This is a genomic window from Amycolatopsis sp. NPDC051045 (genome assembly GCF_040682955.1).
Taxonomy (GTDB): Bacteria; Actinomycetota; Actinomycetes; order Mycobacteriales; family Pseudonocardiaceae; genus Amycolatopsis.
Map to the genome: position 1 here is coordinate 60,380 of NZ_JBFBCC010000006.1, position 26,178 is coordinate 86,557.

At 71.2% G+C, this 26,178-nt stretch carries 26 protein-coding genes; 12 read left to right on the top strand and 14 right to left on the bottom strand.

What is annotated here, in order from left to right; translation table 11 throughout:
* Nucleotides 1-24 precede the first annotated feature (24 nt).
* The gene (gene kstR / locus AB0M80_RS16665) at nt 25-651 is read left to right on the top strand and encodes a cholesterol catabolism transcriptional regulator KstR (RefSeq protein WP_360180369.1); all 627 of its coding nucleotides are present in this window, start codon (nt 25-27) and stop codon (nt 649-651) included.
* Between the two features lie 105 nt (nt 652-756).
* Here kstR and AB0M80_RS16670 read toward each other — a convergent pair whose 3' ends face one another.
* A complete protein-coding gene (locus tag AB0M80_RS16670; RefSeq protein WP_364564933.1) occupies nt 757-1,587 on the bottom strand; it encodes an LLM class F420-dependent oxidoreductase in 831 nt (276 codons plus the stop codon).
* An 87-nt stretch (nt 1,588-1,674) separates the two neighbouring features.
* Here AB0M80_RS16670 and AB0M80_RS16675 point away from each other — a divergent pair, with 87 nt between their 5' ends.
* Complete coding sequence (locus tag AB0M80_RS16675) at nt 1,675-2,370, top strand: class I SAM-dependent methyltransferase (RefSeq protein ID WP_364564935.1); 696 nt, start codon at nt 1,675-1,677, stop codon at nt 2,368-2,370.
* On the opposite strand, the gene icmF is transcribed toward AB0M80_RS16675, so the two are convergent.
* Nucleotides 2,367-5,600, bottom strand: coding sequence for a fused isobutyryl-CoA mutase/GTPase IcmF (gene icmF / locus AB0M80_RS16680; RefSeq protein WP_364564937.1), 3,234 nt, complete (start codon nt 5,598-5,600; stop codon nt 2,367-2,369). The two genes, AB0M80_RS16675 and icmF, sit on opposite strands and share 4 nt — an antisense overlap.
* Nucleotides 5,601-5,737: 137 nt before the next feature.
* On the opposite strand from icmF, the gene AB0M80_RS16685 reads away from it, so the two are divergent.
* From AB0M80_RS16685 to AB0M80_RS16700, 4 genes are all read left to right on the top strand, one after another.
* Complete coding sequence (locus AB0M80_RS16685) at nt 5,738-6,073, top strand: metalloregulator ArsR/SmtB family transcription factor (RefSeq protein WP_364564939.1); 336 nt, start codon at nt 5,738-5,740, stop codon at nt 6,071-6,073.
* A complete protein-coding gene (locus AB0M80_RS16690) occupies nt 6,066-6,512 on the top strand; it encodes an SRPBCC domain-containing protein (RefSeq protein ID WP_364564942.1) in 447 nt (148 codons plus the stop codon). The genes AB0M80_RS16685 and AB0M80_RS16690 overlap by 8 nt, the downstream gene beginning before the upstream one ends.
* Nucleotides 6,509-7,168, top strand: coding sequence for a DUF899 domain-containing protein (locus tag AB0M80_RS16695; protein WP_364564944.1), 660 nt, complete (start codon nt 6,509-6,511; stop codon nt 7,166-7,168). The genes AB0M80_RS16690 and AB0M80_RS16695 overlap by 4 nt, the downstream gene beginning before the upstream one ends.
* Before the next feature lie 79 nt (nt 7,169-7,247).
* Nucleotides 7,248-7,808, top strand: coding sequence for a dihydrofolate reductase family protein (locus tag AB0M80_RS16700; protein WP_364564947.1), 561 nt, complete (start codon nt 7,248-7,250; stop codon nt 7,806-7,808).
* 42 nt (nt 7,809-7,850) lie between these two features.
* Here AB0M80_RS16700 and AB0M80_RS16705 read toward each other — a convergent pair whose 3' ends face one another.
* From AB0M80_RS16705 to AB0M80_RS16720, 4 genes are read right to left on the bottom strand one after another with little or no spacing between them, the layout of a single operon-like run.
* On the bottom strand, nt 7,851-8,414 hold the full coding sequence (locus AB0M80_RS16705) for an ATP/GTP-binding protein (protein WP_364564949.1): 564 nt from the start codon (nt 8,412-8,414) through the stop codon (nt 7,851-7,853).
* Nucleotides 8,415-8,442: 28 nt separating this feature from the next.
* Complete coding sequence (locus tag AB0M80_RS16710) at nt 8,443-9,159, bottom strand: DUF742 domain-containing protein (RefSeq protein ID WP_364564951.1); 717 nt, start codon at nt 9,157-9,159, stop codon at nt 8,443-8,445.
* 7 nt (nt 9,160-9,166) lie between these two features.
* Nucleotides 9,167-9,619, bottom strand: a complete 453-nt coding sequence (locus AB0M80_RS16715; protein WP_364564954.1) for a roadblock/LC7 domain-containing protein — start codon at nt 9,617-9,619, stop codon at nt 9,167-9,169.
* Complete coding sequence (locus AB0M80_RS16720; protein ID WP_364565766.1) at nt 9,616-13,530, bottom strand: nitrate- and nitrite sensing domain-containing protein; 3,915 nt, start codon at nt 13,528-13,530, stop codon at nt 9,616-9,618. The genes AB0M80_RS16715 and AB0M80_RS16720 overlap by 4 nt, the downstream gene beginning before the upstream one ends.
* Nucleotides 13,531-14,539: 1,009 nt before the next feature.
* Here AB0M80_RS16720 and AB0M80_RS16725 point away from each other — a divergent pair.
* A complete protein-coding gene (locus AB0M80_RS16725; protein WP_364564956.1) occupies nt 14,540-14,980 on the top strand; it encodes a DUF485 domain-containing protein in 441 nt (146 codons plus the stop codon).
* On the top strand, nt 14,977-16,569 hold the full coding sequence (locus tag AB0M80_RS16730; RefSeq protein ID WP_364564959.1) for a cation acetate symporter: 1,593 nt from the start codon (nt 14,977-14,979) through the stop codon (nt 16,567-16,569). The genes AB0M80_RS16725 and AB0M80_RS16730 overlap by 4 nt, the downstream gene beginning before the upstream one ends.
* Nucleotides 16,570-16,576: 7 nt before the next feature.
* Here the strand turns inward: AB0M80_RS16730 and AB0M80_RS16735 are convergent, their stop codons facing one another.
* On the bottom strand, nt 16,577-17,137 hold the full coding sequence (locus AB0M80_RS16735) for a TetR/AcrR family transcriptional regulator (RefSeq protein WP_364564962.1): 561 nt from the start codon (nt 17,135-17,137) through the stop codon (nt 16,577-16,579).
* A gap of 135 nt (nt 17,138-17,272) precedes the next feature.
* Between AB0M80_RS16735 and AB0M80_RS16740 the strand changes: the two genes are divergently transcribed.
* Nucleotides 17,273-18,706, top strand: coding sequence for an MFS transporter (locus AB0M80_RS16740; RefSeq protein ID WP_364564965.1), 1,434 nt, complete (start codon nt 17,273-17,275; stop codon nt 18,704-18,706).
* On the opposite strand, the gene AB0M80_RS16745 is transcribed toward AB0M80_RS16740, so the two are convergent.
* The 5 genes from AB0M80_RS16745 to AB0M80_RS16765 form a co-directional block, all read right to left on the bottom strand.
* Nucleotides 18,684-19,025 carry a DUF3817 domain-containing protein gene (locus AB0M80_RS16745; protein WP_364564968.1) on the bottom strand — a complete coding sequence of 114 codons (342 nt, stop codon included), beginning with the start codon at nt 19,023-19,025 and terminating at the stop codon, nt 18,684-18,686. The genes AB0M80_RS16740 and AB0M80_RS16745 overlap by 23 nt on opposite strands.
* A gap of 13 nt (nt 19,026-19,038) precedes the next feature.
* Entirely contained in the window at nt 19,039-19,392 is a 354-nt protein-coding gene (locus AB0M80_RS16750) for a hypothetical protein (protein WP_364565769.1), read from the bottom strand.
* A gap of 110 nt (nt 19,393-19,502) precedes the next feature.
* Entirely contained in the window at nt 19,503-20,417 is a 915-nt protein-coding gene (locus AB0M80_RS16755; protein ID WP_364564971.1) for a lytic murein transglycosylase, read from the bottom strand.
* 123 nt (nt 20,418-20,540) lie between these two features.
* Entirely contained in the window at nt 20,541-21,026 is a 486-nt protein-coding gene (locus tag AB0M80_RS16760; RefSeq protein ID WP_364564973.1) for a helix-turn-helix transcriptional regulator, read from the bottom strand.
* 360 nt (nt 21,027-21,386) lie between these two features.
* Nucleotides 21,387-21,554, bottom strand: coding sequence for a hypothetical protein (locus AB0M80_RS16765; RefSeq protein ID WP_364564976.1), 168 nt, complete (start codon nt 21,552-21,554; stop codon nt 21,387-21,389).
* A gap of 103 nt (nt 21,555-21,657) precedes the next feature.
* Here AB0M80_RS16765 and AB0M80_RS16770 point away from each other — a divergent pair, with 103 nt between their 5' ends.
* Together AB0M80_RS16770 and AB0M80_RS16775 are read left to right on the top strand one after the other, a co-directional pair.
* Nucleotides 21,658-22,431, top strand: a complete 774-nt coding sequence (locus AB0M80_RS16770; RefSeq protein ID WP_364564979.1) for a crotonase/enoyl-CoA hydratase family protein — start codon at nt 21,658-21,660, stop codon at nt 22,429-22,431.
* Nucleotides 22,432-22,558: 127 nt separating this feature from the next.
* Nucleotides 22,559-23,089: a GNAT family protein gene (locus tag AB0M80_RS16775; protein WP_364564982.1), complete on the top strand. Its 531-nt coding sequence runs from the start codon at nt 22,559-22,561 to the stop codon at nt 23,087-23,089.
* Here the strand turns inward: AB0M80_RS16775 and AB0M80_RS16780 are convergent.
* The gene (locus AB0M80_RS16780) at nt 23,086-24,222 is read right to left on the bottom strand and encodes a CaiB/BaiF CoA-transferase family protein (protein WP_364564985.1); all 1,137 of its coding nucleotides are present in this window, start codon (nt 24,220-24,222) and stop codon (nt 23,086-23,088) included. The genes AB0M80_RS16775 and AB0M80_RS16780 overlap by 4 nt on opposite strands.
* 17 nt (nt 24,223-24,239) lie before the next feature.
* A complete protein-coding gene (locus AB0M80_RS16785) occupies nt 24,240-25,391 on the bottom strand; it encodes an acyl-CoA dehydrogenase family protein (protein ID WP_364564988.1) in 1,152 nt (383 codons plus the stop codon).
* Between the two features lie 95 nt (nt 25,392-25,486).
* Here AB0M80_RS16785 and AB0M80_RS16790 point away from each other — a divergent pair, with 95 nt between their 5' ends.
* A complete protein-coding gene (locus tag AB0M80_RS16790; RefSeq protein ID WP_364564991.1) occupies nt 25,487-26,104 on the top strand; it encodes a TetR/AcrR family transcriptional regulator in 618 nt (205 codons plus the stop codon).
* The last annotated feature ends 74 nt before the right edge of the window (nt 26,105-26,178 follow it).

Below are 26,178 nucleotides of genomic sequence, written 5' to 3' on the forward strand. Positions count from 1 at the left end.
GAACAAGTTCCGAAGGACGGGGGAATGCCGATGCCAGGCAAGACCAAGGCCCGCGGCAACGGCCTGAGCGCGATCGGCGCGGACGAACTCGGCTCGGCCGCCCAGCGCGACCGCCGCCGCCGGATCATCGACGCCACCCTCGCACTCGCCTCGAAGGGCGGCTACGACGCCGTGCAGATGCGCGCCGTCGCCGAGAAGGCCGACGTCGCCCTCGGCACGCTGTACCGGTACTTCCCCTCGAAGATCCACCTGCTCGTCTCCGGACTGGCCCGCGAGTTCGAGCGCGCGCAGGAGAAGCTGGAGCGCCAGGCCATCCCCGGCGAGACACCCGCCGAGCGGCTGATGTTCGTGCTCGGCCGCAACACCCGCCTGATGCAGCGCGACCCGCACCTGACCGAGGCCATGGTGCGCGCGTTCATGTTCGCCGACACCTCCGCGGCCGCCGAGGTCGAGCAGGTCGGACGGCTGATGGAGAACATGTTCGCCAAGGCGATGGGCATCGCCGAGCCGACCGAAGCCGACCGCGACATCTTCCACGTCGTCGCGGACGTCTGGATGGCGAACCTGGTGGCCTGGGTGACCCGCCGCGCCTCGGCGGCCGATGTCGCGAACCGCCTCGAACTGTCGGTGCACCTGCTGCTCGACAAGTGATCCCGGCGGCGGGGGCCGCGCAGGTCCGCGAGCCGTCGCCCCTGCCCGGGTGGACGCGCGGCCATGTTCCGGCCGGCACCCTCCCGGACCTGGGCCCCTGGCCGGTCAGCGGTGCGCCGCGGCCACCTCGGCCAGCTCGTCGAGCACCTTGAGCGTCTCGGACTCCGGCAGCGTGTCCAGCAGGAACGTGTACCGCTCGACGCCGGCCTCGCGGAAGCCGTCGATCACCTTCGGCGTCGTCGGCCCGCCGAAGACCGCGAACTGGACGTCCTCCCGGCCCTGGTCGGCCAGCCAGCGGCGGACGCGCTGCGCCTCCTGGTACTTCGTGTAGCCCCGGAGCAGCCAGCCGTCGCCGTAGCGGGCCAGGCGGTTCAGGGCCGCCTCGCTCTCGCCGCCGATGTAGATCGGAACGTGCGGCTTCTGCACCGGCTTCGGCCAGCTGAAGATCGGGTCGAGATCGACGTGCTCGCCGTGGAACTCGGCCTCGTCCTTCGTCCAGATCTCCTTGAGCGCGGCCAGCTGCTCGTCCATCAGCGCGCCGCGCGTCTTCGGGTCGGTGCCGTGGTTGCGCATTTCCTCGCGGTTCCAGCCGACGCCGACGCCGAACAGCACGCGCCCGTCGGAAATCAGGTCCAGCGACGCGACCTCCTTGGCCGTGTGGATCAGGTCGCGCTGGATCAGCAGCGCGATCCCGGTGCCGAGCAGCAGCTCCGACGTCGCGGCGGCTGCGGCGGTGAGCGCCACGAACGGGTCGAGCGTGCGGTAGTACACGCGGGGCAGGTCGCCGCCGCCCGGGTACGGGGTTTCCCGGCTTACCGGGATGTGCGAGTGCTCGGCGAGGAACAGCGAGTCGAACCCGCGTTCCTCCAGCGCCGCACCCAGCACGTCGGGCCGGATGCCTTCGTCGGTCACGAACGTCGAGATCCCGAATTTCATACCCCACCTCTATCACGTGGGTTGACAGCCGGCCACGAACAGCAGCACGATGGAGTTATCTCATCATACGTTGAATAGGGGGCAGTCATGGACGTTCAGGACGTCGACTTCGAGCTGCTGTACCAGGGCGCCACGCCGATGGGGCGCAAGATGCCGTGGGACCTCGGCGCGCCGCAGCCCGCGGTCGTCGCGCTGGCCGACGCCGGCGAGTTCACCGGTGACGTCCTCGACATCGGCTGCGGCCTCGGGGACAACTCCGCGTTCCTCGCCTCGCGCGGCCTGCACGTAACCGGCCTGGACGGGGCGCCATCGGCGGTCGAGCAGGCCCGCGCCCGCGCCGCGGCGAAGGGCCTCGACATCGAGTTCGCCGTCGCCGACGCGACGAAGCTCGAAGGCCACGAAGGCCGCTTCGACACGGTCCTCGACAGCGCGCTCTACCACTGCCTCGCCGAGGACGAGCGGCGTCGGTACCTGGCCGCGCTGACCCGCGCGACCCGGCCGGGCGCGACGCTGCACCTGTTCTGCTTCTCGGAGGACGTCCCGGCCGGCTTCCCGGCGCCGTACCTGATCAGCGAGGCCAATCTGCGGGAGACCGTCGGCAAGGCCTGGACGATCGAACGCCTGGAGCCGGCCGTCTACACGACGTCGATGACGGCGGAAGAGCTGCGGCAGAGCGTCCGGGTGGTGCTGGACACCGACCCGGCCGACCTGACCGGGCTGGACACCGACGCGGACGGGCGGGTCCTGGTCCCGGTCTGGCAGCTGAAAGCCGTGCGCTCCTAGACGTTGCGGCGGTACTGCCCGCCGACCTCGAAGAACGCCTCCGTGATCTGGCCCAGTGAGCACACCCGCGCGGCTTCCATCAGCACCCCGAACAGGTTGCCGCCGCGGGTGGCCGCTTCGCGCAGGGCCTTCAGCGCCTGCTGGGCCTCCTCGTGGTGGCGGCGCTGGAAGTCCGCGAGGCGGTCCAGCTGCGACTGCTTCTCGGCCTCCGTCGCCCGGGCCAGCTCGACCTCGACGTCGGATTCGCCCTCGTGCGGGTTGCGGAACGTGTTGACGCCGATGATCGGCAGCGAGCCGTCGTGCTTCTTGCGCTCGTAGAGGATCGACTCGTCCTGGATCTTGCCGCGCTGGTAGCCCGTCTCCATCGCACCCAGCACGCCGCCGCGCTCGGAAATCCGATCGAACTCGGCCAGCACGGCCTCCTCGACCAGGTCGGTCAGCTCGTCGATGACGAACGAACCCTGCAGGGGGTTCTCGTTCTTCGACAGGCCCCACTCCTTGTTGATGATCATCTGGATGGCCATCGCGCGGCGCACCGACGACTCCGACGGCGTCGTGATCGCCTCGTCGAAGGCGTTGGTGTGCAGGGAGTTCGCGTTGTCGTACAACGCGCACAACGCCTGCAGCGTGGTGCGGATGTCGTTGAAGCTCATCTCCTGCGCGTGCAGCGACCGGCCGGAGGTCTGCACGTGGTACTTGAGCTTCTGCGACCGCTCGTTCGCGCCGTAGCGCTCGCGCATCGCCACCGCCCAGATCCGCCGCGCCACCCGGCCGAGCACCGAGTACTCCGCGTCCATGCCGTTGGAGAAGAAGAACGACAGGTTCGGCGCGAAGTCGTCGATGTCCATGCCGCGCGCCAGGTACGACTCGACGTAGGTGAAGCCGTTGGACAGCGTGAAGGCCAGCTGCGAGATCGGGTTCGCCCCGGCCTCGGCGATGTGGTAGCCGGAAATCGATACGGAGTAGAAGTTCCGCACGCCGTGCTCGATGAACCACTCCTGGATGTCGGCCATCATCCGGAGGCTGAACTCGGTGGAGAAGATGCAGGTGTTCTGGCCCTGGTCCTCCTTGAGGATGTCGGCCTGGACGGTGCCGCGCACGGTGCGCAGCGTCCACTCGCGCAGCTCGGCGGCTTCGGCGTCGGACGGCTCCCGGCCGTGCTCGGCGCGGAACTCCTCGAGCTTCCGGTCGATCGCGGTGTTGAGGAAGAAGGCGAGGATCGTCGGCGCCGGGCCGTTGATGGTCATCGACACCGAGGTGTTCGGTGCGGTCAGGTCGAAGCCGTCGTAGAGGGCCTTCATGTCGTCGAGCGTCGCGATGGACACGCCCGACGTGCCGACCTTGCCGTAGATGTCAGGGCGGGTGTCGGGGTCGTGCCCGTAGAGCGTCACCGAGTCGAACGCCGTGGACAGCCGCTTGGCTTCCGAGTCGGCCGACAGCAGCTTGAACCGGCGGTTGGTGCGGAACGCGTCGCCCTCGCCGGCGAACATCCGCGCCGGGTCTTCGCCCTCGCGCTTGAACGGGAAAACCCCCGCCGTGTACGGGAAGTAGCCCGGGAGGTGCTCGCGGCGCAGGAACGACAGCAGCTCACCGGACTCGGTGTACCGCGGCAGGGCGACGCGCGGGATCCGGTTGCCGGACAACGTATCGCGCCACAGTTGCGTGCGCAGCTCCTTGTCGCGGATCTTCACGACCAGCTCGTCCTGGCGGTATTCCTCCGCCAGCGCGCGGAACCGCTCGAGGAGCCGGGTCGACTCCCCGTCCACATCGGACTCGGCGGCGGCGAGCAGCCCGTCCAGCGCGTCGGTCGACGCGTCCACCGCGGCCAGCTCGGCGCGGGCGAGGGCCAGCGCGTCGCGCTTGCGGATCGCGGCGACCTGCTGCTCGGTCTTCGCGTGGTAGCCGCGCACGGTTTCGGCGATCTCGGCCAGGTACCGGGACCGGTGGCCCGGGATGATCGTCGAGGCGTCGGTCGAAACCTTGCCTTCGACCTTCGGCAGCGTCCCCGCGGATACGCCGAGGCCCCGCTCGGCGAGCATCCCGCGCAGGTGCTGGTACAGCGCGGTGACGCCGTCGTCGTTGAACTTCGCCGCGCTCGTGCCGTACACCGGCATGTCGTCCGGGCCCTGCGAGAAGGCCTCGCGGTTGCGCACCAGCTGACGGGCGACGTCCCGGCGGGCGTCCTCGGCGCCGCGGCGCTCGAACTTGTTGATCGCGACGACGTCGGCGAAGTCGAGCATGTCGATCTTCTCCAGCTGCGACGCGGCGCCGAACTCCGGCGTCATCACGTACAGCGACTCGTCCACGAAGTCGACGATCCCGGCGTCACCTTGGCCGATACCCGGCGTCTCGACGATGACCAAGTCGTACCCGGCGGCCTTGCAGGCCAGGATCGACTCGCGCAGCCCGGCCGGGATCTCGCCCGACGTCGTGCGCGTCGCCAGCGACCGGAAGTAGACCGGTGAGCCGTCCAGGCAGTTCATCCGGATCCGGTCGCCGAGCAGCGCGCCGCCACCCTTGCGCCGCGACGGGTCGACCGCGAGGACCGCGATCCGCAGCTTGTCCTCCTGGTCGAGGCGGAACCGGCGGATCAGCTCGTCGGTGAGCGACGACTTGCCCGAGCCGCCGGTGCCGGTGATGCCGAGCACCGGCACCTCGCGCCGGCCGGCGGCCTCGGTGAGGCCGCCCAGCAGGTCGCCCGGCAGCCTCTCGGCCTGCAGCTGGGTGATGACGCGGGAGAGCGCGGCGACGTCGCCGGAGAGCACCTTGTCCAGCGAGGGCGCCTCGGCCGCGAGGTCGACGTCGCAGGCCTTGATCATCATGTTGATCATGCCCGGCAGGCCCATCTCGTAGCCGTCTTCGGGCGAGAAGATGCGGGTGACGCCGCGCGAGTGCAGCAGCTCGATCTCCTCGCGCACGATCACCCCGCCCCCGCCGCCGAAGACCTTGATGTGGCCCGCGCCGCGTTCGCGGAGCAGCTCGACCAGGTAGGAGAAGTACTCGACGTGCCCGCCCTGGTAAGCCGAGATGGCGACCCCCTGGACGTCCTCGGCGATGGCCGCGGTGGCGACCTCGTCGACCGACCGGTTGTGGCCGAGGTGGACGACCTCCGCGCCCTGCGACTGCAGGATCCGCCGCATGATGTTGATCGACGCGTCGTGACCGTCGAAGAGGCTCGACGCCGTGACGAACCGGACGGGGTGCGCGGGGCGGTACAGCTCGCTGCTCATCCTTCCAAAATACTTTGGCTTCCTACTATTGGAAACCCGAGGACCAGTGACGCGGCTCTCAGCGCAGCCCGGGAGAACTTGACAACGGCCAGCTCGGGCCTATATTTAACGAGTGCGTTAATTAACAGGATGGTGAAATGACCGACACGCTGAGCCGGACGTTCTCGGCGCTCGCCGACCCGACCCGGCGCGCCATCCTCGCGCGCCTGGCCGCCGGCGAGGCGACGGTGAGCGAACTCGCCGAGCCGTTCCCGATGAGCCTGCCCGCGGTTTCCCGGCACCTGAAGGTGCTGGAAGAGGCCGGGCTGATCACCCGCGGCCGCACCCGCCAGTGGCGCCCCTGCCGGCTGGAGGCGAAACCCCTGGAAGACGTCGCCGGCTGGGTGGCGGCCTACCGCCGCTTCTGGGACGACGGGTTCGACCGCCTCGAAGAGCACCTGCGGACCCTGACCGGAGGTCCCGGCGATGCGTGAGCTCACCATCACGCGCGTCTTCGACGCCCCGCGCGAGCTCGTCTTCGCCGCGTGGACCGATCCGGACCGGCTCGCGAGCTGGCTCGGGCCGCACGGCTACACCGGCTCCGCCGTCACCCTCGCCACCCGGCCCGGCGGCGCCTGGCGGGCGTGCATCCGCTCCCCCGAGGGTGACGAGCACTGGATGCACGGCGTCTACCGCGAGCTCGACGCCCCCGAACGGCTGGTCTTCACCTTCACCTGGGACACCGAAGGCGACCTGCGTGCCGAGACCCTCGTGACGATCGACTTCGCCGATCTCGACGGCAAGACCGAGATGACCTTCGTCCAGACCGGCTTCCCGACCGCCGCCGACCGCGACGGCCACCACGGCGGCTGGACGTCGGCCTTCGACGACCTGGCCGGCTTCATCCACGCCCGACGAGAGGAAGACCGATGACCGCGACCCGCCACACCCTGCCCGAGATCGTCTCGCCCGAAGCGTGGCAGGCCGCGCGCGACGCGCTGCTCGTCAAGGAGAAGGAGCACATGAAGGCGGCCGACCACCTCGCCGCCGAACGCCGCCGGCTGCCGATGGTGCCGTTCACGAAGCCGTACGAATTCGACTCGGCCGACGGCAAGAAGAGCCTGCTCGACCTGTTCGACGGCCGCCGTCAGCTGATCGTCTACCACTTCATGCTGCACCCGGGCGACGAAGCGGGCTGCCCCGGCTGCTCCCTGCTCGTCGACAACATGCCGCACCTGGCGCACCTGCACGCCCGGGACGTCACGCTCACGGTCGTCGCACCCGCCACCCTCGCCGAGATCGAGCGGTACCAGACGCGCATGGGCTGGGACGTGCCGTGGGTGTCCGCGCACGGCAGCGACTTCACCGAGGACTGCGGCGTCGGCACGGGCTTCGGCGTCAGCGTGTTCCTCCGCGACGGCGACGACGTCCACCGGACGTACTTCACCTCCGGCCGGGGCGGCGAGGCGTTCCTGTCGTCGCACCGGTACCTCGACATCACGCCGCTGGGCCGCCAGGAGGCGTGGGAAGAGGAGAGCCGCGGCGACGACGCACCCGGCTCGTGGTGGCGCCGGCACGACGAGTACTGAAAGATTTCTCCGGCGAGCGTGTCCGGTCCGCGTCCGCGGCTCCGACCTCCTCGTGTCGGACACACACGAGGAGACGGAAATGCGCGAGATCGTTTACCTGGTCCACACTTCGCTCGACGGCTGCATCGAGGGCCCGAACGGCGAATTCGACTGGCCGGCCATGGGCCCCGAGCTGTCCGCCTACTCGCAGGAGGTGAGCGCACGCTGCGGCGAGTTCGCCTACGGGCGGAAGGTGTGGGACATGATGGCCGGGTTCTGGCCGGCCGCCGAGTCGATCTCGGACGACCCGCACGACGTCGCGTTCGCGCCCATCTGGCGGAAGACGCCGAAGGTCGTGTTCTCGCGGACGCTGGAGAAGGCCGACTGGAACACCCGGATCGTCGGCGGCGACCTCGGCGAAGCGGTGGCCTCCTTGAAGGCCGAGCCGGGCGACGACCTGCTGCTGATGGGCGGCGCGGAACTGGCCGCCGAACTGACCGCGCGCGGCCTGATCGACGAGTACCAGGTGTTCGTGCACCCGGTCGTCCTCGGCGGCGGCAAGCGGCCGTTCGCCGAGGGCACCGCGCGGCTCGGCCTGCACCTGGCGGAGTCGCGCACGTTCGACGGCCGGGTCGTGCTGCTGCGCTTCCGCCGCGCGTGAGCGGTGCCTCCGGGCCCGGGCGTGCCCCGGGCCCGCGCGGCGTCACCTCGCTTTGGCCGCCCGCAGGGCGATCCACTGCCGCATGGCGTACTCGACCAGCGTGATCAGCGTCTGCTTGGTCGACTCGCGGTCCCGCGCGTCGCAGCGGACGATCGGGATGTTCGGGTCGATCGACAGCGCCTCGCGAACGTCGTTGATGTCGTGCTCCAGCACGCCGTCGAAGGTGTTGACACCGACGATGTACGGCAGGCCCCGGTCTTCGAAGAAGTCGATCGGGGCGAACGAGTCGGCCAGCCGGCGCGTGTCGGCCAGCACCACCGCGCCGATGGCGCCGCGGACCAGGTCGTCCCACATGAACCAGAACCGCTGCTGCCCGGGCGTGCCGAACAGGTACAGGATCAGGTCCGCGTCCAGCGACACCCGGCCGAAGTCCATCGCCACCGTGGTCGTCGACTTGTTCGGCGTGTGGTCGAGGTTGTCGACCCCCACGCTGGCGTCGGTCATCATCGCCTCGGTGGTCAGCGGCACGATCTCCGACACCGATCCGACGAACGTCGTCTTGCCCGCGCCGAACCCGCCAGCCACCACGATCTTGGCGGATGTCATGGTCGGGGGCGCGGTGTCCCGCGGTGCCTTAAAGCCGACGGAGTCCACTCAAAACCCTTTCCATCAACACCAGATGTGCCTCGGCGCCGTCATTGCCCGTAATCGTCTTGTGCACCGTGACCAGCCCTGCGTCCGCCGCGTCGCTGATCAGCACCCGGGCCACGCCCAAAGGCACCCGCAGCGCCGAAACGATCTCGGCGACCGAACGGGGGGTCCGGCACTCTTCCATGATCGAGATGCATTCGATCTGCTCCGCGGCCACTTCGGGGAAGCCACCGGTGGCAGCGTAGTCCTTCGCGGAGATCAGTGTCTCCAGCTCCAGGGCGTAGTTGGCCCGGGTGCGGCCACCGGTCAGCGCGTAGGGCCGGACGATCGCCGTCAGCTCCTCGGGCGCGGGTGGCTGTTCGAACACCGCGGGCATGACGAATTCGCCGCTGGGCGGGCCCGGGTCGAACAGGCCACCCGGTCTGGGGCTGTCCCCGTCGGTACTGCCGGGTGGAGAGACTAAAGAGGTCACTCGATCTCCTGGGTCGGCCGACGGCGCGGGCGCCGGCGGATCCGCGGCCGCGTGCGCACCGGCGGCCGGGGGTTGCGGGGACTCCTTGCTCTTCCTGCGCTTCCGGCGGGCACGGCCGGAATCCAGCGTGAACCCGTTGAGGACGTCGGCGAACGTGCCGTCGTCCCCTCGCCCGGCGGGGTTGCGCCCCGCGGGTGGTTCGCCGTCGAATCCGGACCCCGTGCTCATCACGCCATCATCCCACCGGTTCGCCGATCAGCGACCCCCCGGAGCCCTGAAGCTGGGCGCGCAGCTCCGGGGTGAGGATCTGGCCGACCCGGTCGACGAGCATCGTCATCTCGTAGGCGACCTGGCCGATGTCGCAGTTGGGGGCGGCGAGCACGGCCAGGCAGGAGCCGTCGCTGATCGACATCAGCACCATGATCCCCAGCTCCATCTCGACGACGGTCTCGTTGACGGCGCCGGCTTCGAAGCAGCGGGCCGCGCCCTGGGTGAGGCTGACCAGTCCCGAGGCGACCGCGGCGAGCTGGTCGGCCCGGTCGAGCGGGAGCCGGCTCGACGCGGTCAGCAGCAAGCCGTCCGCCGAGACGACCACGGCGTGCGCCACGCCGGGCACCCGCTCCGCGAAGTCGTTCACCAGCCAGCCGAACTGGTTCTGCGTCGGCTGAGCGCTACTCGGCGAGGTCATTCACCCTCCAAGGTCTCGTGATGGGTCTCGGCCGCCTGCGCGGTGCGGTGGCGTCCGCGCTCGATGCCCTGCTGGAAACTCCGCAGGCGGCCGCGCACGTCGTGTGCGTCCCGTTGTGGTCGGGGGGCCGTGGCCCCGGTGGACGGTCCGGCGCTGCCCGGAAGCAGCTGCTCCCCGCGACGGCGCCGGGGCAATCCTGCCGAAGTGAAGGTGGGGGGTGCCGACTGGGACACCGCTTGCACCGCGCGCCAGCCGTCGTCGGTGCCGAAATTCCACTCGTCGGTGGTCTCCACCGCGGTCTCTTCCCCGCGCGGGACCGGGGTTTCCGGGGTGGGCGGCCTGCGGGTCGGCAGCCCGGACGGCGGAGCGGCGGGACGGCCGTTCGCGATCGGCAGCTGCCCGGATTCCTGGAAGACGGACGGCTCGGCCTCCGGATGAGGACGGCTCGGCTGCGGCAGGGGCACGGAACGCTGCGGGAGAGCGTTCGGCTTCGCCGCGGCTCGGCCGGGCTGCGGGAGGGCAGGAGGCTGGGGAAGGGTGCCTTGGTCCGGTGCCGGCGCGGCCGGTTGCGAGTCTTCTGCGGGCGGCTGGTGGTCCGGCAGCGTCCCGTCCGCGAAGATGTCGCCCTGCAGCTTCGGCTGCGACGGGCCGTCGGACTGCGAATCGGCCACCGGCGCAGCCTCCTGCGGCGCGGCGGGTTGAACCGGCGACGGCGTGACCTGCTCCGAGACCGGCTCCTGCGTAGCGGGCGAGGCCGGCGCGGCTTGCGTGGCCTCGGGCTGCCGGTCGGCCGCCTCCGCCGCAGCAGCCTCCGCCGCAGCAGCCTGGGCCGCCGTCTGCGGTGCCGCCGCAGTCTGCGCTGCCGCCGCCTGCTGTGCGGCCGCCTGCTGTGCCGCGTCCTGAGCCGTCCCCAAACCCTGGGCCGCCGCCTGCTGTGCCACCGCAGCCTGTGCCGCCGCAGCCTGCGCCGTGTCCTGAGCCGTCCCCAAACCCTGGGCCGCCGCCTGCTGTGCCACCGCAGCCTGCGCCGTGTCCTGAGCCGTCCCCAAACCCTGCACCGCCGGCGAAGCCTGGGCCGGCTGCGCCGCGCGCTGCTGGCCCGATCGCGGCCGCTGCGCTGCGGCCTGGCGGCGGCCGCGGGTCACGCCCTGCTGGAAGCTGCTCAACCGCCCCCGGACTTCCGCCGGGTCGCGGACCGGGAGGTCCGGGCGGGGCGGGGCCGGCTTCGGCAATGCCGCGGGCGGGGTCGCGCTGCCCGGGAGGAGCTGCTCGCCGCGGCGGCGACGCGGGAGACCCGCCTCCGTGAACGCCGTCGGCTCCGCCTTCGTGACCTCCTGGACCGTGCGGAAGTTCTCGTCGCTCGCGAAATCCCAGCTGCGGCGTTCCTCCGGCGGGACCTCCTGGGCCGCGGCCGGTTCCTCCTCGGCCGCCGGCTTGTCCTCGCGGAACCACGCCGACAGCATCTCGTCGAAGATCGGCGTCGTCTCCGAGCGGTCCGCCGCCGGGGTCGGCGGCGGGGGCGGCTCCGAGCCCGCGGTCGCCTCCTGCCACCAGTCGCTGAGCGTCGTCTCGTTGGCCGTGAACAGGTCCTTGCCCGCCGGCAGGTCCTCCGCGCGCGGCGGCTGCCGCTGCGGCAACGGCAGCACCGCGGGCACCGGCGGCACGGCCGGGCGCGGCGGCGGGACGTCGTCGTCCTTCGCGAGCGGGGCGAACAACGCCGTGCCGGAAACTTCCACGTCCGACGGCGGTCGCGGGGCCTGGCTGCCGGTCAGCCCGGCGAGGTCGCTCGCCGACGGCCACCGGTCCTCCCCCATCGCCGGCTGCTGCGGCACCACCGGCCGCGGGCGGGCGTGGCCGTTGACCGGGCGGCGCGGCAACGGGTTGCCCGCCGCCGGGCTCGCCGGGTGCTGCTGCAGGGCGCCGATCGGGCCGGTCGCCGGGCCGTCGGTCACCGGCATCACCAGGTCCGGCGGGACCACGACCGTCGCGCGGACGCCGACGATGTCCTTGCCGCCGTGCAGCGACACCCCGATCCGGTGGCGGCTGGCCAGCCGGCCGACGACGAACAGGCCCATCCGGCGCGACGTGACCAGGTCGACCGACCCGGCCTCGGTCAGCCGGGTGTTCGCCTCGGCGACCTCGGCCTCGTTCATGCCGATGCCCTTGTCGAGGATGTCGATGTCGAGCGAACCGTCCTCGCCCAGCCGCGACGCCACGGTCACCGTGGTCTCCGGCGCGGAGAACGCCGTGGCGTTGTCCAGCAGCTCGGCGACCAGGCGCATCAGGTCGCTCGCGGCGTAGCCGACGATCCGGGCCGGGGGCGGCGGCTGCACCTGGACCCGCTGGTACTGCTCGATCTCCGACACCGCGGCGCGGAGCATGTCGGTGGTGCCGACCGGCTTCCCGGACCGACGGCCCGGCTCGGCGCCCGACAGCACCATCAGGTTCTCGTTGTTGCGCCGCATCCGGGTGGCGAGGTGGTCGAGCTGGAACAGCGTCGCGAGCTGGTCGGCGTCCTCCTCGTCCCGCTCGAGCTGCTCGATCAGCTGCAGCTGCCGCTGCACCAGGCTCTGGCTGCGCCGCGACAGGTTGACGAAGACGCTGCCGTAGCCGGTGCGCATCGCGGCCTGCTCGGTCGCCAGCCGCAGCGCCTGGTGGTGCACCTTGTCGAAGGCCCGCGCCACCTCGCCGACCTCGTCGTCGGTGTGCACCGGGACCGGCCGGACGTCGGTGCCCTGCGCGCGGCCCTCCTGGATGTTGCGGACCGCCTCCGGCAGCGCGGTCTCGGCGACGTCGAGGGCGCTGCGGCGCAGCACCTTCAGCGAGCGCAGCAGCTGGCGGGTGATGAGGAAGACGACCGCGACGGCCAGCACCATCGCGGCGAACAGCAGCACCGCGAGCAGGCCGGCGCCGCTGCTGGACTCGTCGACCAGTTCCGCCGCCGTCTGCGACGCCGACGCGCCGAGCCGGTCGGCGACCTGGCCGATCTGCGCGCGCATCGCCGCGGAGGCGGCGTTCCAGTCCGCGGCCGGGAGCGCGCGGAACGCGTCGTCCGCCGCGCCGCTCGACGCGTTCAGCACCGTCTCGACCATCCGGGCCCGGCTCTGCGCCTGCGTGCCTTCGGCGATCGCCGCGAAGTCGCGCTGCAGCGTGTCCCCCGCCGCGGAGCGGAAGTCGACGAGCCGGTCGGCGAGCCGCAGTTCGGCGGCGCGCAGGGTGGCCAGCTCGCTGGGCGTCAGCCCGGCCCGCCCGATGCCGTAGGCGACGAGGGCCTGGCTGATCGACACCTGCTCGCCGGCGACCAGCAGTTCGTGCAGCCCGGCCGGCGTGCCGCCGAGGGTGCCGTCGCCGGCGCCCGCGGTGGCCGCGGTGTCGAGGCTGATGAGCGACCCGGTGACGGCGGAGTAGGCCGTGATGGCCTGGCCCGGGCCGAGCTGGCCGCCGTCGACCTGGCGGCGCAGGAAGGCGAGGTTGCCGACCTGGGCGGTGGCCGCGCCCGCGGCGCCGGCCACGCCGGGCTCGGCTCGGGCGGCGCGGGCCTGCTCCGCGGCGAACAACCCGCTCGCGGCGTCCGTGGCCTTGCGCGCCACGGCCAGCTCGGGGGTGCCGCCGACGGTGCCCTCGGTGAGCATCGCCGCGGTGACCGTGCGCTCCTGCTGGAGCGCACCGGTGAGCGAGCGCACCCCGCCGCCGAGCGCGACGAGCCGGTCGAGCCGCTGGTACTCGTCCGAGCGGCCGACCTGCGCGGCGATCGTCGTGCTCCCCAGCACCAGCGCGAGGACGATGGGCACGACGGTGACGGCCGAAAGCTTGACGGGCAGGCTCCAGTCGCGCCATTGCACGAGCGCGCGCCACACGGCCTTCCCTTTCGACCGCCGGGGCGCTCGGCCGAGCAGTTCCCCGACGGGCACCTGACCTTCTCCTGCAACGGTCACGTGAGTGACTCCCTGTCCGGCGTCATGGATCCGCGTCGGCGGCGCGGCGTCCCGGCTCGCGGCGGGCCGTCGGACGGCCGTGCCGTCCCCACCCTGCCGCTTCCCCGGCGCCCTCGCTCGTCCCCGGCTGCCCCGCCGTCCGCGCGCCCGTGGCCGGGCAGGCACCGCCTCGCCGTCCCGTGCCCGGGACTCTGCACGTGCACGGCGCAACTTGCGTTGTGCACGGTGATCGAGATCAACTTTATCGGTGCCAATCCATCGCTGTGGTCAGCTGGGCCAAAGAATCGTACCCCCGATGCCATGGGGGTCAATTGTGTTCCCCACGCGGGCGCTGACCTGCGAAAAGTGCTTTCGCGGCCGGAAGCGGGCCAAGACATTCCACCTCGCCGGCCCCGAAGAGAGAATTCCGGTTACCGGACGCGTGGGCCACAAGCATCCGGCGGTCACCCGATTAGCCCATGCAGGGTAGCAGCGTCCCTCGGTCGATCTACACTGCGTACCACCAACGGGTGGGTCAAGTCTCAAGGTGTGCCCGATGTTGTGGCGTTGCCCCGCGCCAGACCCCAACCTGGTGATTTCTTTCGAAACAGGGGGCTGACCAGTGGATCTTCGTCGTCGTGGCGCCACCTGGGACCCCCACGAACCCTATCGCATCTGCCGATTCGGCTACTTATCGTGACCACACTGCAGGCAAGGTCATCTCGGTTCCCCCATTTGTCGCAGTGACCATGAGTCTCGACAACGTCCCGTCACAATTCTTTTCGCATTGCGGACGTTCTTCCCCTGCTCTTGTCGGCGCCGGCCCATTCGGTGCGACGAGGGGAAACCGCATTCCCTCCCGCGTACCGACCGGCTGGTCCGGCCGCCCTGAGCAGCGCCGGACGGCGTAGTTACGATGTGCCCTCGCAGTCCGCAAGGGCGGTCCGGCGCCCCACTCGCAGGCGCCCGGGGTCCGCCGCCACGGAGGCACTCTGCCGGAGGCACCATGTACGACGTAGCGCGGCCCGCGCCGGGCAACGCCCTCGAGGAGACCGGCCGGATCCCGGCCCTGCCCCCCGGGGACCACCACCCGGCCGGGGTCCAGCACCGCCGGCCCGCCGCCCGCACGGGCCCCGACTACGCCGCGATCCAGGCCAGCCCCGAGTTCGTCTCGCTGCGCCGCCGGTTCCGCGGGTTCGTCTTCCCGATGAGCTTCGCCTTCTTCGCCTGGTACATGACTTACGTGCTGCTGGCCGCCTACGCGCACGACTTCATGAGCCGCAAGGTGTTCGGCCAGGTCAACGTGGCCATCCTGTTCGGCCTCGGCCAGTTCGCCAGCACCGCGCTGGTCACCTGGCTCTACTTGCGCTACGCGCGCCGGCGGCTCGACCCGCGGGTCGCGCAGCTGCGGGCCCGTGCGGGCCTGCCGGAAGAGCAGCGCCGATGAGCGCCCTCGCCGCGGGCGGGACGCCCGCCAGCGACCCGATCGTCAACACCGTCGTGTTCGCCCTGTTCGTGGCGATCACGCTGTACGTCGTCTACCGGGCCGGCAGCCGGAGCTCCTCGACGTCGGACTACTACGCCGCGGGCAGCGCCTTCACCGGCCGCCAGAACGGCATCGCGCTCTCCGGGGACTTCCTGTCGGCGGCGTCGTTCCTCGGCATCGCGGGCGCGATCGCCGTCCACGGTTACGACGGCTTCCTCTACTCGATCGGCTTCCTGGTCGCCTGGCTGGTCGACCTGCTGCTGATCGCCGAGCTGACCCGCAACACCGGCCGGTTCACGATGGGCGACGTGATCAGCTTCCGGATGAAGCAGCGGCCGGTCCGGGCCGCGGCGGCGACGTCGACCCTGGTGATCTCCTTCTTCTACATGCTGGCGCAGATGGCGGGCGCCGGCGGCCTGGTCGCCCTGCTGCTCGACATCCACACCCGGCTCGGGCAGGCGCTCGTGATCGGCGTGGTCGGCCTGGTCATGGTCCTGTACGTCCTGGTCGGCGGGATGAAGGGCACCACGTGGGTGCAGATCATCAAGGCCGGCGTGCTGATGCTGGCCGTGGTGCTGATCGCGGTGTTCCTCTTCGGCAAGTACGGCTTCAGCTTCTCGAACCTGCTCTCGGCCGCGACCGAGAAGAGCCCGCTGGGTGAGCACCTCCTGGAGCCGGGCGGCTCCTACGGCAAGGACAACACCACCAAGCTCGACTTCGTGTCGCTCGCACTGGCCCTGGTCCTCGGCCTGTCTTCACTGCCCCACCTGCTGATGCGCTTCTACACGGTGCCGAACTCCCTGGAAGCACGCCGTTCGGTGGTCTGGGCGACGGTGTGCATGCTCGTGTTCTACGCGTGCACGCTGGTGATCGGCTTCGGCGCGGCCGCGCTGGTCGGCGCGGACGAGATCAAGGGCGCGCCGGGCGGGGAGAACTCGGCGGCGCCGCTGCTGGCCCTGCACATCGGCGGCACCCTGCTGCTGGGCGTCATCGCCGCGGTGGCGTTCGCGACGATCCTCGCGGTGGTGGCCGGGTTGACGATCACGGCGTCGGCTTCGTTCGCCCACGACGTGTACGCGAACATCTTCAAGCGCGGCAAGGCCGAACCGGCCGACGAGGTCCGGGTCGCGCGGCTGACCGCGATCGTGGTGGGCGTGCTGGCGATCGCCGGCGGGGTGCTGGCGAACGGGCAGAACGTCGCGTTCCTGGTGGCGCTGGCGTTCGCGGTGGCGGCGTCGGCGAACCTGTCGACCATGCTGTACTCGTTGTTCTGGAAGCGGTTCAACACCACCGGCACGCTGTGGGGCATGTACGGCGGGCTGATCGCGTGCCTGCTGCTGGTGCTGTTCTCGCCGGTCGTCTCGGGCGCCCCGGACGCGATCTTCAAGGGCCTCGACTTCGCCTGGTTCCCGCTGAAGAACCCGGGCCTGGTGTCGATCCCGTTCTCGTTCCTGTGCGGGTTCGCCGGGACGCTGGTGGGCCGGTCGAAGGCGGACCCGGAGAAGCAGGCCGAGATGGAGGTCCGCTCGATGACCGGCATCGGAAGCTGAGCCGCCGTCAGGCGCGCAGACCGTCCAGGATCACGTTCAGCACGCGCTTGCCGTCTTCCGGGCTGCAGTTGCGCACCGCCATCCCGGCGCCGTGGCCGAGGCGGAGGATGTCCGCGCCGACGACGTCCGGCCGGACGAGCCCGGCGTCCTGCGCCGCTTCGACGAGCACGCCCGTCGCTTCGCGAAGCCGTTTCTGGCAGTACTGGAAGGTCTCCGAGCCGGCGTCGATCGACTCCTTGAGGATCGTCGCCAGTTTGTGCCGCTCGACCACCCAGGCCACCTGGGCGCGCAGCCAGGCTTCGAGGGCTTCCCACGGCGGGAGCTCGTCGTGCAGCGCGAACGCGCGGTCGGCGAGCACCTCGATTTCGTTGCGGTAGACCGCTTCGAAGAGCTTCTCGCGGGTGGGGAAGTGCCGGTACAGGGTGCCCGCGCCGACGCCGGCCGTTTTCGCGACGTCGTCCAGCGGCACGTCGGCGCCGTGCGTGGTGAAGAGGTCCTTCGCCGTCGCGACGATGCGCTCGTAGTTGCGCCGCGCGTCCGCGCGCATCGGACGCTCCACACTCGGCATCCCGGCCTCCTCGCCACTTAACCGGAGAGATTCTCCGAATTCACTTGCGCATCCGGAGACGCTCTCCATATTATCGGATCGCACCCAAGCGGAGAAGGTCTCCGCTTCTTCTCTTACTCCTCGGGGGAGTATCCCTTGTCACAACAGATGCTCGACCGTGCGCCCACACCGGCGTCACGCAGGCACAGCGGGCTGGTCCTCGCGATCATCCTCACCTGCCAGCTCATGCTCATCCTCGACGCGACGGTGATCAACGTCGCGCTCCCGCGCATCCAGTCCGACCTGGGGTTTTCCGCCACCGGCCTGTCCTGGGTGATGACCGCCTACAGCCTGGTCTTCGGCGGCCTGCTGCTGCTCGGCGGCCGCGCGGGCGACCTGTTCGGACGGCGGCGCATGTTCGTCGCGGGCACCATCGTGTTCACCGTGGCCTCGCTGGCCGGCGGGCTCGCCGACTCGGCCACGCTGCTCATCGCCGCCCGCGCACTGCAGGGCGTCGGCGCCGCCATGGCGGCGCCGAGCACGCTGGCGCTGATCACGACCACGTTCACCGAGCCCCAGGCCCGCGTCCGTGCGCTGGCGCTGTTCTCCGCGATGTCCAGCGGCGGGTTCGCCATCGGCCTGATCGTCGGCGGCCTGCTCACCGAATGGATCTCGTGGCGCGCGGCGCTGTTCATCAACGTCCCGTTCGGCTTGGCGATCGCCCTGCTCGCCCCGCGGTTCGTGGCCGAACCCGAACGCCGCCGGGCGCACCTGGACCTGCCCGGCGCGGTCACCGGCACCCTCGGCGTCGGCTCGCTCGTGTTCGCCTTCACCCACGCCGCGTCCGACGGCTGGGGCAACCCGGTGACACTCGGCTCGCTCGCCGCCGGCCTGGCCCTGCTCGCCGGATTCGTCGCCATCGAAGCCCGCACCGCGCTGCCGCTGGTCCCGCTGCGGCTGTTCGCCGACCGCAACCGCAGCGCGGCCTACGTCAACTTCTTCCTCGGGCCGATGGCGATGATGTCGATGTTCTTCTTCCTCACCCAGTTCATGCAGGACATCCGGCACTTCGCCGCGCTGGCCACCGGGTTCGCCTTCCTCCCGATGGCGGCGCTGATCTTCACGATGAGCAGGCTCGTGCCGCGGCTGCTCCCCCGCTACGGGCCGAAGCCGCTGGCCGTCACCGGGTCGCTCCTGATGGTCGCCGGCGTCGGCTGGCTCGCGCTGCTCACCACCGGGAGCACGTACTTCCCGGCGTTGCTCGGGCCGCTGCTGCTGATGGGGCTCGGCGGCGGGCTGGCGTTCGCGCCGCTCAACGTGATCGTCATGGCCACCGTGCCCGCCGAGGACGCGGGCGCCGCGGGCGGTGTCCTGCAGACCGTGCAGCAGGTCGGCAGCACGCTCGGGCTGGCTGTCCTGATCACGGTGTTCGGCGCGGTGACCCGTTCGGCGGGCACGACGGGTGCCCAGCTCACGGTCGACGGCATGACCGCGGCGTTCGCGACGGCCGCGGTGTTCGCGGCCTGCACCGTGCTGGTGGCGCTGACCTTCCGCCGTCAGGTCGCGGCTACAGCTTCTGCCCGGCCTTGACCTTGTGCGTCACCCGGCGCTCGACGAGGAACGAGACGAACGGGACGCAACCGGCCAGCAGCACGAGCACGGTGCCCTTGATCGACCAGCGGGCCTTGATCGCCAGGTCGATGGTGAGCACCAGGTAGATCATGTACAGCACGCCGTGGATGGGCGAGTAGACCGCCGACGGCTCCGGGTTGTCGAAGCCGTACCGCAGCACCATCACGAAGCACAGGCCGAGCAGGCCGACACCGGTGACGTAGGCGGCGGTGCGGAACCGGAGCAGGGGGCCGGCGAGCGGCACGGCGGTCTGGGCGCCTTCGGTGCTGGTGGTCATCGGGTCGTCGTCCTCACTCTGCGGCCTGCTGGTCGCGGGCGTTCAGCTCGCGCAGGTAACGGTTGTAGGCGGCCAGCTCCTCGTCCTCGTCGTCCGGCGGCACCGTCTCGGTGCGGGGACGGGGAGCGGGCACCTCGGCCTGGTCGTTCCCGGGCTGTTCCTCCGCGGGCCCTTCGGCTTCGGCCTTCCGCCGGAGTTGCCGGATCCGCCAGAACATGAAGGCCGGGAAGAGCCCGAACAGCGGCCACTGCAGGACGTAGCCGAGGTTCTGGAAGGTGCCGTTCGCCGACGTGAAGCGGTCCCACTGCCACCAGGCGAGCCCGCAGCAGACGAGCAGGCTCACCAGGGAAGTCGCGACGATCGCGATCCGGCGTCCCCAGGGGGACCCCGCCGGCGGAGGGGATGCTGGCACGAAGTCGACGCTAGCACTGGGCGGCCGGGGGAAGACGCGCGGTCACGGTCGAGGTGGCCCGGCTCTCAGCCCTGCTTGCGCACCGACTGCGCGGCCTTGGCGTACCCGTCCGCCAGGCCGAACACCTTCTGCGCGTACTCCGTCGAGTTGTTGTACGACAGGATTCCCGCCCACCAGCCCGACGGGCTCGCCATGTCGCGGCCGCCCGCGCACAGGTAGCGGGCCGCCGACAGGGCCGCGTCGTCGATCTGCTGCGGGTCGCCGAGGCCGTCGCCGTTGCCGTCGGAAGCCCACTTGCGCCACGTGCCCGGGATGAACTGCATCGGCCCGACCGCCCGGTCGACCCCGGCGTCGCCGTCGTAGCGGCCGCCGTCGGTGTCGCCGATCGCCTGGACGCCCGCGGAACCGTCGAGCGGGACGCCGACGATCGGCTTGGACGGCCGCCCGTCCGCGCCGAGGACCGCGCCGGCGTACTGGCCGTGGTTGGACTCGATGCGGCCGATGCCGGCGAGCGTCGCCCACGAGATCTTGCAGTTCGGCTGGTCCGCGCGCATGGCCAGCTCGGCGTTGCCGTAAGCGGCCAGCGCCCGCGCCGGGACGCCGGTGACCGCGGCGACCTGGCTCGCCCACTGTGAGAGGGTCGCCGGGCCGGTGCTGCGCGAGCGGGCCTGCTGCGGGGCCGTCTGCTGCTCGGCCCCGCCGGCCACCGCACCACCGGCCGGCGCGACCGACCCCGGGCGGACGTCGGCCGCCTTGATCTGCAGGGCGGGGATTTCGGTGGTCGTCGGGCTCGCTGCCGGCGTCGCGGCGCGGGTGACGAGCCAGATCCCGCCGCCGGCCACGGCCAGCACGGCGAGGACCACGATCAGCCGGGTGAGCACGGCCACGCCCGGAGAGCGCATTGCCGGTGCGGCGGGGACGGCTTCCTCGGCACGGGGGCCGATCGGGTCGTCCTCGGTCTTTCCGGTCCTGGTGCGCACGAAACTCCGGTCCTCCAGCGTGGGTCGACGAAGGGTCAACGAGCCCGCGCAGGTTAGCGTTACGCGGGTCGTTCCGATCGTCTCACCACACCGGGTCACCCGGCCGAGTGGAAAACCGTCTCGTCAGGCGGACTTCTGCTGACGCGCGAGCCGCGCCACGCACCAGGCCGGGGCACTGCCGCGGCGCAGGTGCTGCAGGACGGTCATCGGCCCGAGCCGGCGGCTCAGGTCGGACGGCGCGAGCCCGGCCGCCCGGTAGTCGAGGGCCCGCTGGTCGAGCGGGCTGAGGCCGGCGTCCCACCACTCCTCGGCCTCGGCGACGCCGCCGACCATCTGCCACCAGCTCGCGGCGGCCGTCAGGAGTTCTTCGGGCACCTCCGGCAGCCGGCGGCGCATCGCTTCGAGGTAACCGGGGTCGGCCGACTCGACCGGGACGAACCGCGACGGTCCGGACCGGGCGCGCTGGCCGGGGATGCCCGGGGCGGCCTGCGGCGGGGCGTCGGCCAGCCACTCGGACGCGATCCGGTCGACCTCCTGCTCCTCGGGGGTCTGCTCGCGCTCGGCGGCCCACTGCCGGATCAACGCGTCCACTCCGGGATCTCCGGTCATCCCTGCCTCCTTGTAGGTCCCCGACGGACAGGACCTGACGCCTGTCCCACGCGGTGGTGCCGCACGCACCAACCTGCACCTTGCTGAGTGGAAAATGCCTGCGTACCGGGCTCTCCGAGGGGAATGGCGAACCACCCGATCACGCAATGTGAGCACCGTAGGGCCCGCGTGGTCGTCTTCGCCAGACCCCGGGTGCCATGAATTCGTCGACCTGCGTGTTTTCGACCGCAATCCACCCGGATGGTCGAGTGGTGGAGTCCGAAATCCGGGATTGGTGACACTGCGTGATTTACCGTCCGCTAACACGCACGGTAGCCACCGGCACCGCCCGAAGCGGTGCCGGCCGGGAGAAACGCGAGGTCAGGAGAAGAGCGCCCGGAAGAAAGTGACGATCGCTTCGGCGCCGTCCTTCAGCCAGCCGAGCACCCGGTGCACGAAATCGGCGGACTGCTGGGGCTGAGTGATCAGGAGGAACAGCACGAGGGCGACCACGCCCACGATGAGAATTTTCTTCACGCCACCCGACATGCGCTTCCTCCCCGGCTCGCCGTCCCCGTCCTGGGAGTGGCCATCCCAATACTCTAGGGAAGGCGTGCGCGGAAGACACCCCGATCGACCCCCAGGAGCGACGATGCCCCGGAACGTGCTGGTGCAGCGGGACGGCCCCGTGACGACGATCACCATCGACCGGCCGGCGGCGCGCAACGCCGTCGACGGGCCGACCGCGGCGGAGCTGGCCGACGCCTTCCGCGCCTTCGACCGCGACCCGGACGCGGCCGTCGCGGTGCTGACCGGGGCCGGCGGCGCGTTCTGCGCGGGTGCCGACCTCAAGGCGATCGGCACCGGCCGGGTGAACCGGACTCACCCGGACGGGGACGGCCCGATGGGCCCCACCCGGCTGGTCCTCGGCAAACCGGTGATCGCGGCGGTGCACGGGCCCGCCGTCGCGGGCGGGCTCGAGCTGGCGCTGTGGTGCGACCTGCGCGTCGCGGACGCCACGGCGGTGTTCGGCGTGTTCTGCCGCCGCTGGGGTGTCCCGCTGATCGACGGCGGGACGGTGCGGCTGCCGCGCCTGATCGGCCAGTCGCGGGCGATGGACCTGATCCTCACCGGACGCCCGGTCGAGGCCGCCGAGGCCTTCGAGATCGGCTTGGCCAACCGCCTGGTCCCGTCGGGCGAGGCGGTGCCGGCGGCGCAGGAGCTGGCGCGGCAGCTCGCGGCGTTCCCGCAGGCGTGCCTGCGCGGCGACCGCCGGTCGGCGCTGGCGCAGTGGGGTGAGTCCGAAGAGGACGCGCTGACCGCGGAGTTCGCCGCAGCGATGGGAACGGGCGTCCTGGCCGAGGAGGCAGTCGACGGCGCGGCCCGCTTCACGGCCGGCGAAGGCAGGCACGGCACCTTCACGTGATCCGGCAGCCATCTCCTGGAGTTGCCCCCGGGAAGCGGACACGGTCACGGTCACGGGTCATGCTTCGAGCGAGCGATGTGCTGCGTCGGCGGGCTGATTCCGGTCAAGCGGCCGATAAGGTCGGCGGATGGACGACGACGGTTCCAGAGTGGAGCTCCGGCCGATGGCCGAGGCCGACCTCGAGCTTCTCGAACGGCTGACCAACGATCCCGTCGCGACGGGCGAGCACCAGTGGTTCGGCTGGCACGACCCCGGTTACCTGCGCCGCCGCTGGCAGGAGACCGGCATGCTCGGCACCGACGGCGGGATGCTCGTGCCGACGCTCGGCGGCCGCGTGCTCGGCCTGCTCTCCTGGCACCGCAGCCGCACCGGGCCGACGTCGTTCTGCTGGAACGTCGGCCTCGTGCTCGTCCCGGAAGCCCGGGGCCACGGCTACGGCACCGAGGCCCAGCGCCAGCTCGTCGGCTACCTCTTCGCGCACACGCAGCTGAACCGGGTCGAAGCGACGACCGAGGTCGGCAACCGCGCGGAACAACGCTCGCTCGAGAAGGCCGGCTTCACCCGCGAAGGAGTACTTCGCGGCTACGGCTTCCGGGACGGCGAGTGGCGCGACCACGTCATCTACTCGGTCGTGCGTCCCGACCTCGCGAAGGACTAGGCGATCACCCCGGCTTCACGCAGCGCTCCGAGGTCCGTGACGCCCAGTTCGGCGAGCACGGCTTCGGTGTCGGAACCCTTGGCGTGCGGGGCTTCCGGGGTCTCCGGCGGCGTCCGGTCGAACCGCGGCGCCGGCGCCGGCTGGACCATGCCGCCGATCTCGACGAACGTGCCGCGGGCCGCGTTGTGCGGGTGCGACGCCGCTTCGGTGGGTGAGAGCACCGGAGTCAGGCACGCGTCGGTGCCTTCGGCGCGCGCGACGAGCTCGTCCCGGGTGTGCTTGGCGATCGCGCCGGCGACGATTTCCCGCAGCTTCGGCCACTGCGCCTGATCGATGTGCAGCGGCAGCTCCGCCGGGTCCAGCTCCAAGACCTTGACCAGGTCGCCCCAGAACCGCATCTCGATCGCGCCGACGGCCACGTACTTGCCGTCGGCGGTTTCGTAGGTGTCGTAGAACGGGGCGCCGCCGTCGAGCATGTTTTCGCCGCGCTCGCCGGCCCAGAGCCCGGCCGCCTTGATGCCGTGGAGGCTCGTGGTGAGCAGCGCGGCGCCGTCCACCATCGAGGCGTCGACGACCTGGCCGCGCCCCGAGGTGTTCCGTTCGTACAACGCGGCCAGGATGCCCATCGCCAGCAGCAGGCCGCCGCCGCCGAAGTCGCCGACGAGGTTCAGCGGCGGCACCGGCCGTTCGCCCGCGCGCCCGATCGGTTCGAGGGCGCCGGCGATGCCGATGTAGTTGATGTCGTGCCCGGCGGCCCTGGCCAGGGGCCCGTCCTGGCCCCAGCCGGTCATCCGGCCGTAGACCAGCCTCGGGTTGCGGGCGTGCACGACCTCGGGGCCGAGCCCGATCCGCTCGGCGACACCCGGGCGGAAGCCCTCGATGAGCACGTCGGCGGTGTCGCACAGCTTCAGCACCAGCTCGACGCCTTCGGGCGTCTTGGTGTTGATGCCGACGGACCGGCGGCCGCGGGCGAGCGGGTCGGTCTGGATCCCGAGGATGTCCTCCCCGGGCTGGGCGCGGTCGACGCGGACGACGTCGGCCCCGAGGTCGGCGAGGATCATCGCGGCGAACGGCCCGGGGGCCAGCCCGGCCAGTTCCACCACCTTCAGCCCGCTCAGCGGACCTGCTTTCATGACGTGGTCCTTCCGGATCAGAGCGAGCGGGAGATGATTTCCTTCATGATTTCGCTGGTGCCGCCGAAGATCCGGGAGATCCGGACGTCGGCCCAGGCCCGCGCGATCGGGTACTCGGTCATGTAGCCGTAGCCGCCGAACAGCTGCACGCAGTCGTCGATCACCTTGTTGACGCGCTCGGTGGTCCACAGCTTGGCCATCGCCGCGCCCTGGACGTCGAGCTCGCCCTTGAGGTGCCGTTCGATGCACTGGTCGAGGAACGCCCGCGCGACGGCGGCTTCCGTGGCCGCCTCGGCGAGGGTGAACTTGGTGTTCTGGAAGGAGAAGATCGGCCGGCCGAACGCCGTGCGCTCCTTGGTGTACTCGAGCGTCAGGTCGACCGCCGCTTCCAGCCCGGCCACCGCGGTGACGGCGATGATCAGCCGTTCCTGCGGCAGCTGCAGCATCAGCTGGACGAAGCCCTGGCCTTCGGCGTCGCCGAGGAGGTTGGCGGCGGGCACGCGGACGTCGTCGAAGAACAGCTCGGCGGTGTCCTGGCCCTTGAGCCCGACCTTGTCGAGGACGCGGCCGCGGCGGAAGCCCGGGGTGTCGGTCTCGACCACGACCAGCGAGACGCCCTGCGCGCCCGCGTCCGGGTCGGTCTTCACCGCGACGACGACCAGGTCGGCGTGGAACCCGTTGGTGATGAAGGTCTTCGCGCCGTTGATGACGTAGTGGTCGCCGTCGCGCACGGCACGGGTCTTGATGCCCTGCAGGTCCGAGCCGGTGCCGGGCTCGGTCATCGCGATCGCGCCGACCATCTCGCCGCTGGCCAGCTTCGGCAGCCACTCGCGCTTCTTCTCTTCCGCGGCGTACGCGAGCAGGTAGTGCGCGACAATTCCATTGTGGACGGTGACACCCCACGCGCTGTCGCCGGCACGCGCCTGCTCTTCGTAGAGGACGGCTTCGTGGGCGAAGGTGCCGCCTCCGCCGCCGTACTCCTCGGGGATCGACAGGCAGAGCAGGCCGACGTCGCCGGCCTTCGTCCACAGCTCGCGGTCGACCTTCTTCTCCGCCGCCCAGCGTTCCTGGTGCGGGACGGCTTCCTTCTGCAGGAACGACCGCGCGAGCTCGCGGAGGTCATCGAGCTCGGTCGTGCTCCACGAGCTCTTCGGCAGTTGCAGTGCCACGGGGACCCTCCTGCTGGAAAACATGACGCTCAGCATGTAAGTTCTGATCGGAATGTACATCCGTACCGGCCTGTAGGTAAAGCAGGGAGGCCGCGGTGACCGAGACGACGCACCGGACCCAGGCGCAGCGGCGCGAACAGACCCGCACGGCGCTGCTCGACGCCACCATCGACTGCCTGGTCGAGGTCGGTTACGCGCGCACTTCGGTCCAGGAGATCTGCGCTCGCGCGCGCGTGTCGAAGGGCGCGGTGCAGCACCACTTCACCGCGAAGGCCGAGCTGATGGCGGCCGCGGTCGAGCACCTGACGACGAAGCTGCGGCGCCGGCTCGCGGAGTCGCTCGACGAGCTGCCCGGCGGCGGCACCGGCGTCGCCGCGGCGATCGACCTGCTGTGGGCCGGCTACTCCGGCACGCTCTCGACCGCCGTCACCGAGCTGTGGGTCGCCGCGCGCACCGACCCCGAGCTGCGCGCGGCCATCCGCCCGGTCGACCGCGCGCTCGGCCGCGCCACACTGGAGCACGTCACCCAGGTCGCCGGCGAACTCCCGCCCGAACGCGCGGAAATGCTGTTCTGGCTCACCGTGAACCTGACCCGCGGACTGGCGCTGGACGCCGAGCTCGGCGGCGACCCGAACCGGCGCCGCCAGCTGCTGGACGAGTGGAAGCGCATCGCCGTCCTGCTCTACCAGGACGCCACCGCTGCGCCGAGCTGACCAGCGCGGCGCCACAAGGGTGCTTTGCCCCTTATCCCGCAGGCGGATTCGTGGTCCAATCCCCCCGAACGAGG

What these genes read in the sequence shown, in the direction of transcription:
- AB0M80_RS16695 (WP_364564944.1), top strand. Translation starts at nt 6,509, where the DNA reads ATGACCGCGACCCGCCACACCCTGCCCGAGATCGTCTCGCCCGAAGCG.
- AB0M80_RS16700 (WP_364564947.1), top strand. Translation starts at nt 7,248, where the DNA reads ATGCGCGAGATCGTTTACCTGGTCCACACTTCGCTCGACGGCTGCATC.
- AB0M80_RS16690 (WP_364564942.1), top strand. Translation starts at nt 6,066, where the DNA reads ATGCGTGAGCTCACCATCACGCGCGTCTTCGACGCCCCGCGCGAGCTC.
- AB0M80_RS16735 (WP_364564962.1), bottom strand. Translation starts at nt 17,137, where the DNA reads ATGCCGAGTGTGGAGCGTCCGATGCGCGCGGACGCGCGGCGCAACTAC.
- AB0M80_RS16675 (WP_364564935.1), top strand. Translation starts at nt 1,675, where the DNA reads ATGGACGTTCAGGACGTCGACTTCGAGCTGCTGTACCAGGGCGCCACG.
- AB0M80_RS16760 (WP_364564973.1), bottom strand. Translation starts at nt 21,026, where the DNA reads ATGACCGGAGATCCCGGAGTGGACGCGTTGATCCGGCAGTGGGCCGCC.
- AB0M80_RS16710 (WP_364564951.1), bottom strand. Translation starts at nt 9,159, where the DNA reads ATGAGCACGGGGTCCGGATTCGACGGCGAACCACCCGCGGGGCGCAAC.
- AB0M80_RS16715 (WP_364564954.1), bottom strand. Translation starts at nt 9,619, where the DNA reads ATGACCTCGCCGAGTAGCGCTCAGCCGACGCAGAACCAGTTCGGCTGG.
- AB0M80_RS16780 (WP_364564985.1), bottom strand. Translation starts at nt 24,222, where the DNA reads ATGAAAGCAGGTCCGCTGAGCGGGCTGAAGGTGGTGGAACTGGCCGGG.
- icmF (WP_364564937.1), bottom strand. Translation starts at nt 5,600, where the DNA reads ATGAGCAGCGAGCTGTACCGCCCCGCGCACCCCGTCCGGTTCGTCACG.
- AB0M80_RS16775 (WP_364564982.1), top strand. Translation starts at nt 22,559, where the DNA reads ATGGACGACGACGGTTCCAGAGTGGAGCTCCGGCCGATGGCCGAGGCC.
- AB0M80_RS16685 (WP_364564939.1), top strand. Translation starts at nt 5,738, where the DNA reads ATGACCGACACGCTGAGCCGGACGTTCTCGGCGCTCGCCGACCCGACC.
- AB0M80_RS16745 (WP_364564968.1), bottom strand. Translation starts at nt 19,025, where the DNA reads ATGACCACCAGCACCGAAGGCGCCCAGACCGCCGTGCCGCTCGCCGGC.
- AB0M80_RS16730 (WP_364564959.1), top strand. Translation starts at nt 14,977, where the DNA reads ATGAGCGCCCTCGCCGCGGGCGGGACGCCCGCCAGCGACCCGATCGTC.
- AB0M80_RS16770 (WP_364564979.1), top strand. Translation starts at nt 21,658, where the DNA reads ATGCCCCGGAACGTGCTGGTGCAGCGGGACGGCCCCGTGACGACGATC.
- AB0M80_RS16765 (WP_364564976.1), bottom strand. Translation starts at nt 21,554, where the DNA reads ATGTCGGGTGGCGTGAAGAAAATTCTCATCGTGGGCGTGGTCGCCCTC.
- AB0M80_RS16705 (WP_364564949.1), bottom strand. Translation starts at nt 8,414, where the DNA reads ATGACATCCGCCAAGATCGTGGTGGCTGGCGGGTTCGGCGCGGGCAAG.
- kstR (WP_360180369.1), top strand. Translation starts at nt 25, where the DNA reads ATGCCGATGCCAGGCAAGACCAAGGCCCGCGGCAACGGCCTGAGCGCG.
- AB0M80_RS16725 (WP_364564956.1), top strand. Translation starts at nt 14,540, where the DNA reads ATGTACGACGTAGCGCGGCCCGCGCCGGGCAACGCCCTCGAGGAGACC.
- AB0M80_RS16670 (WP_364564933.1), bottom strand. Translation starts at nt 1,587, where the DNA reads ATGAAATTCGGGATCTCGACGTTCGTGACCGACGAAGGCATCCGGCCC.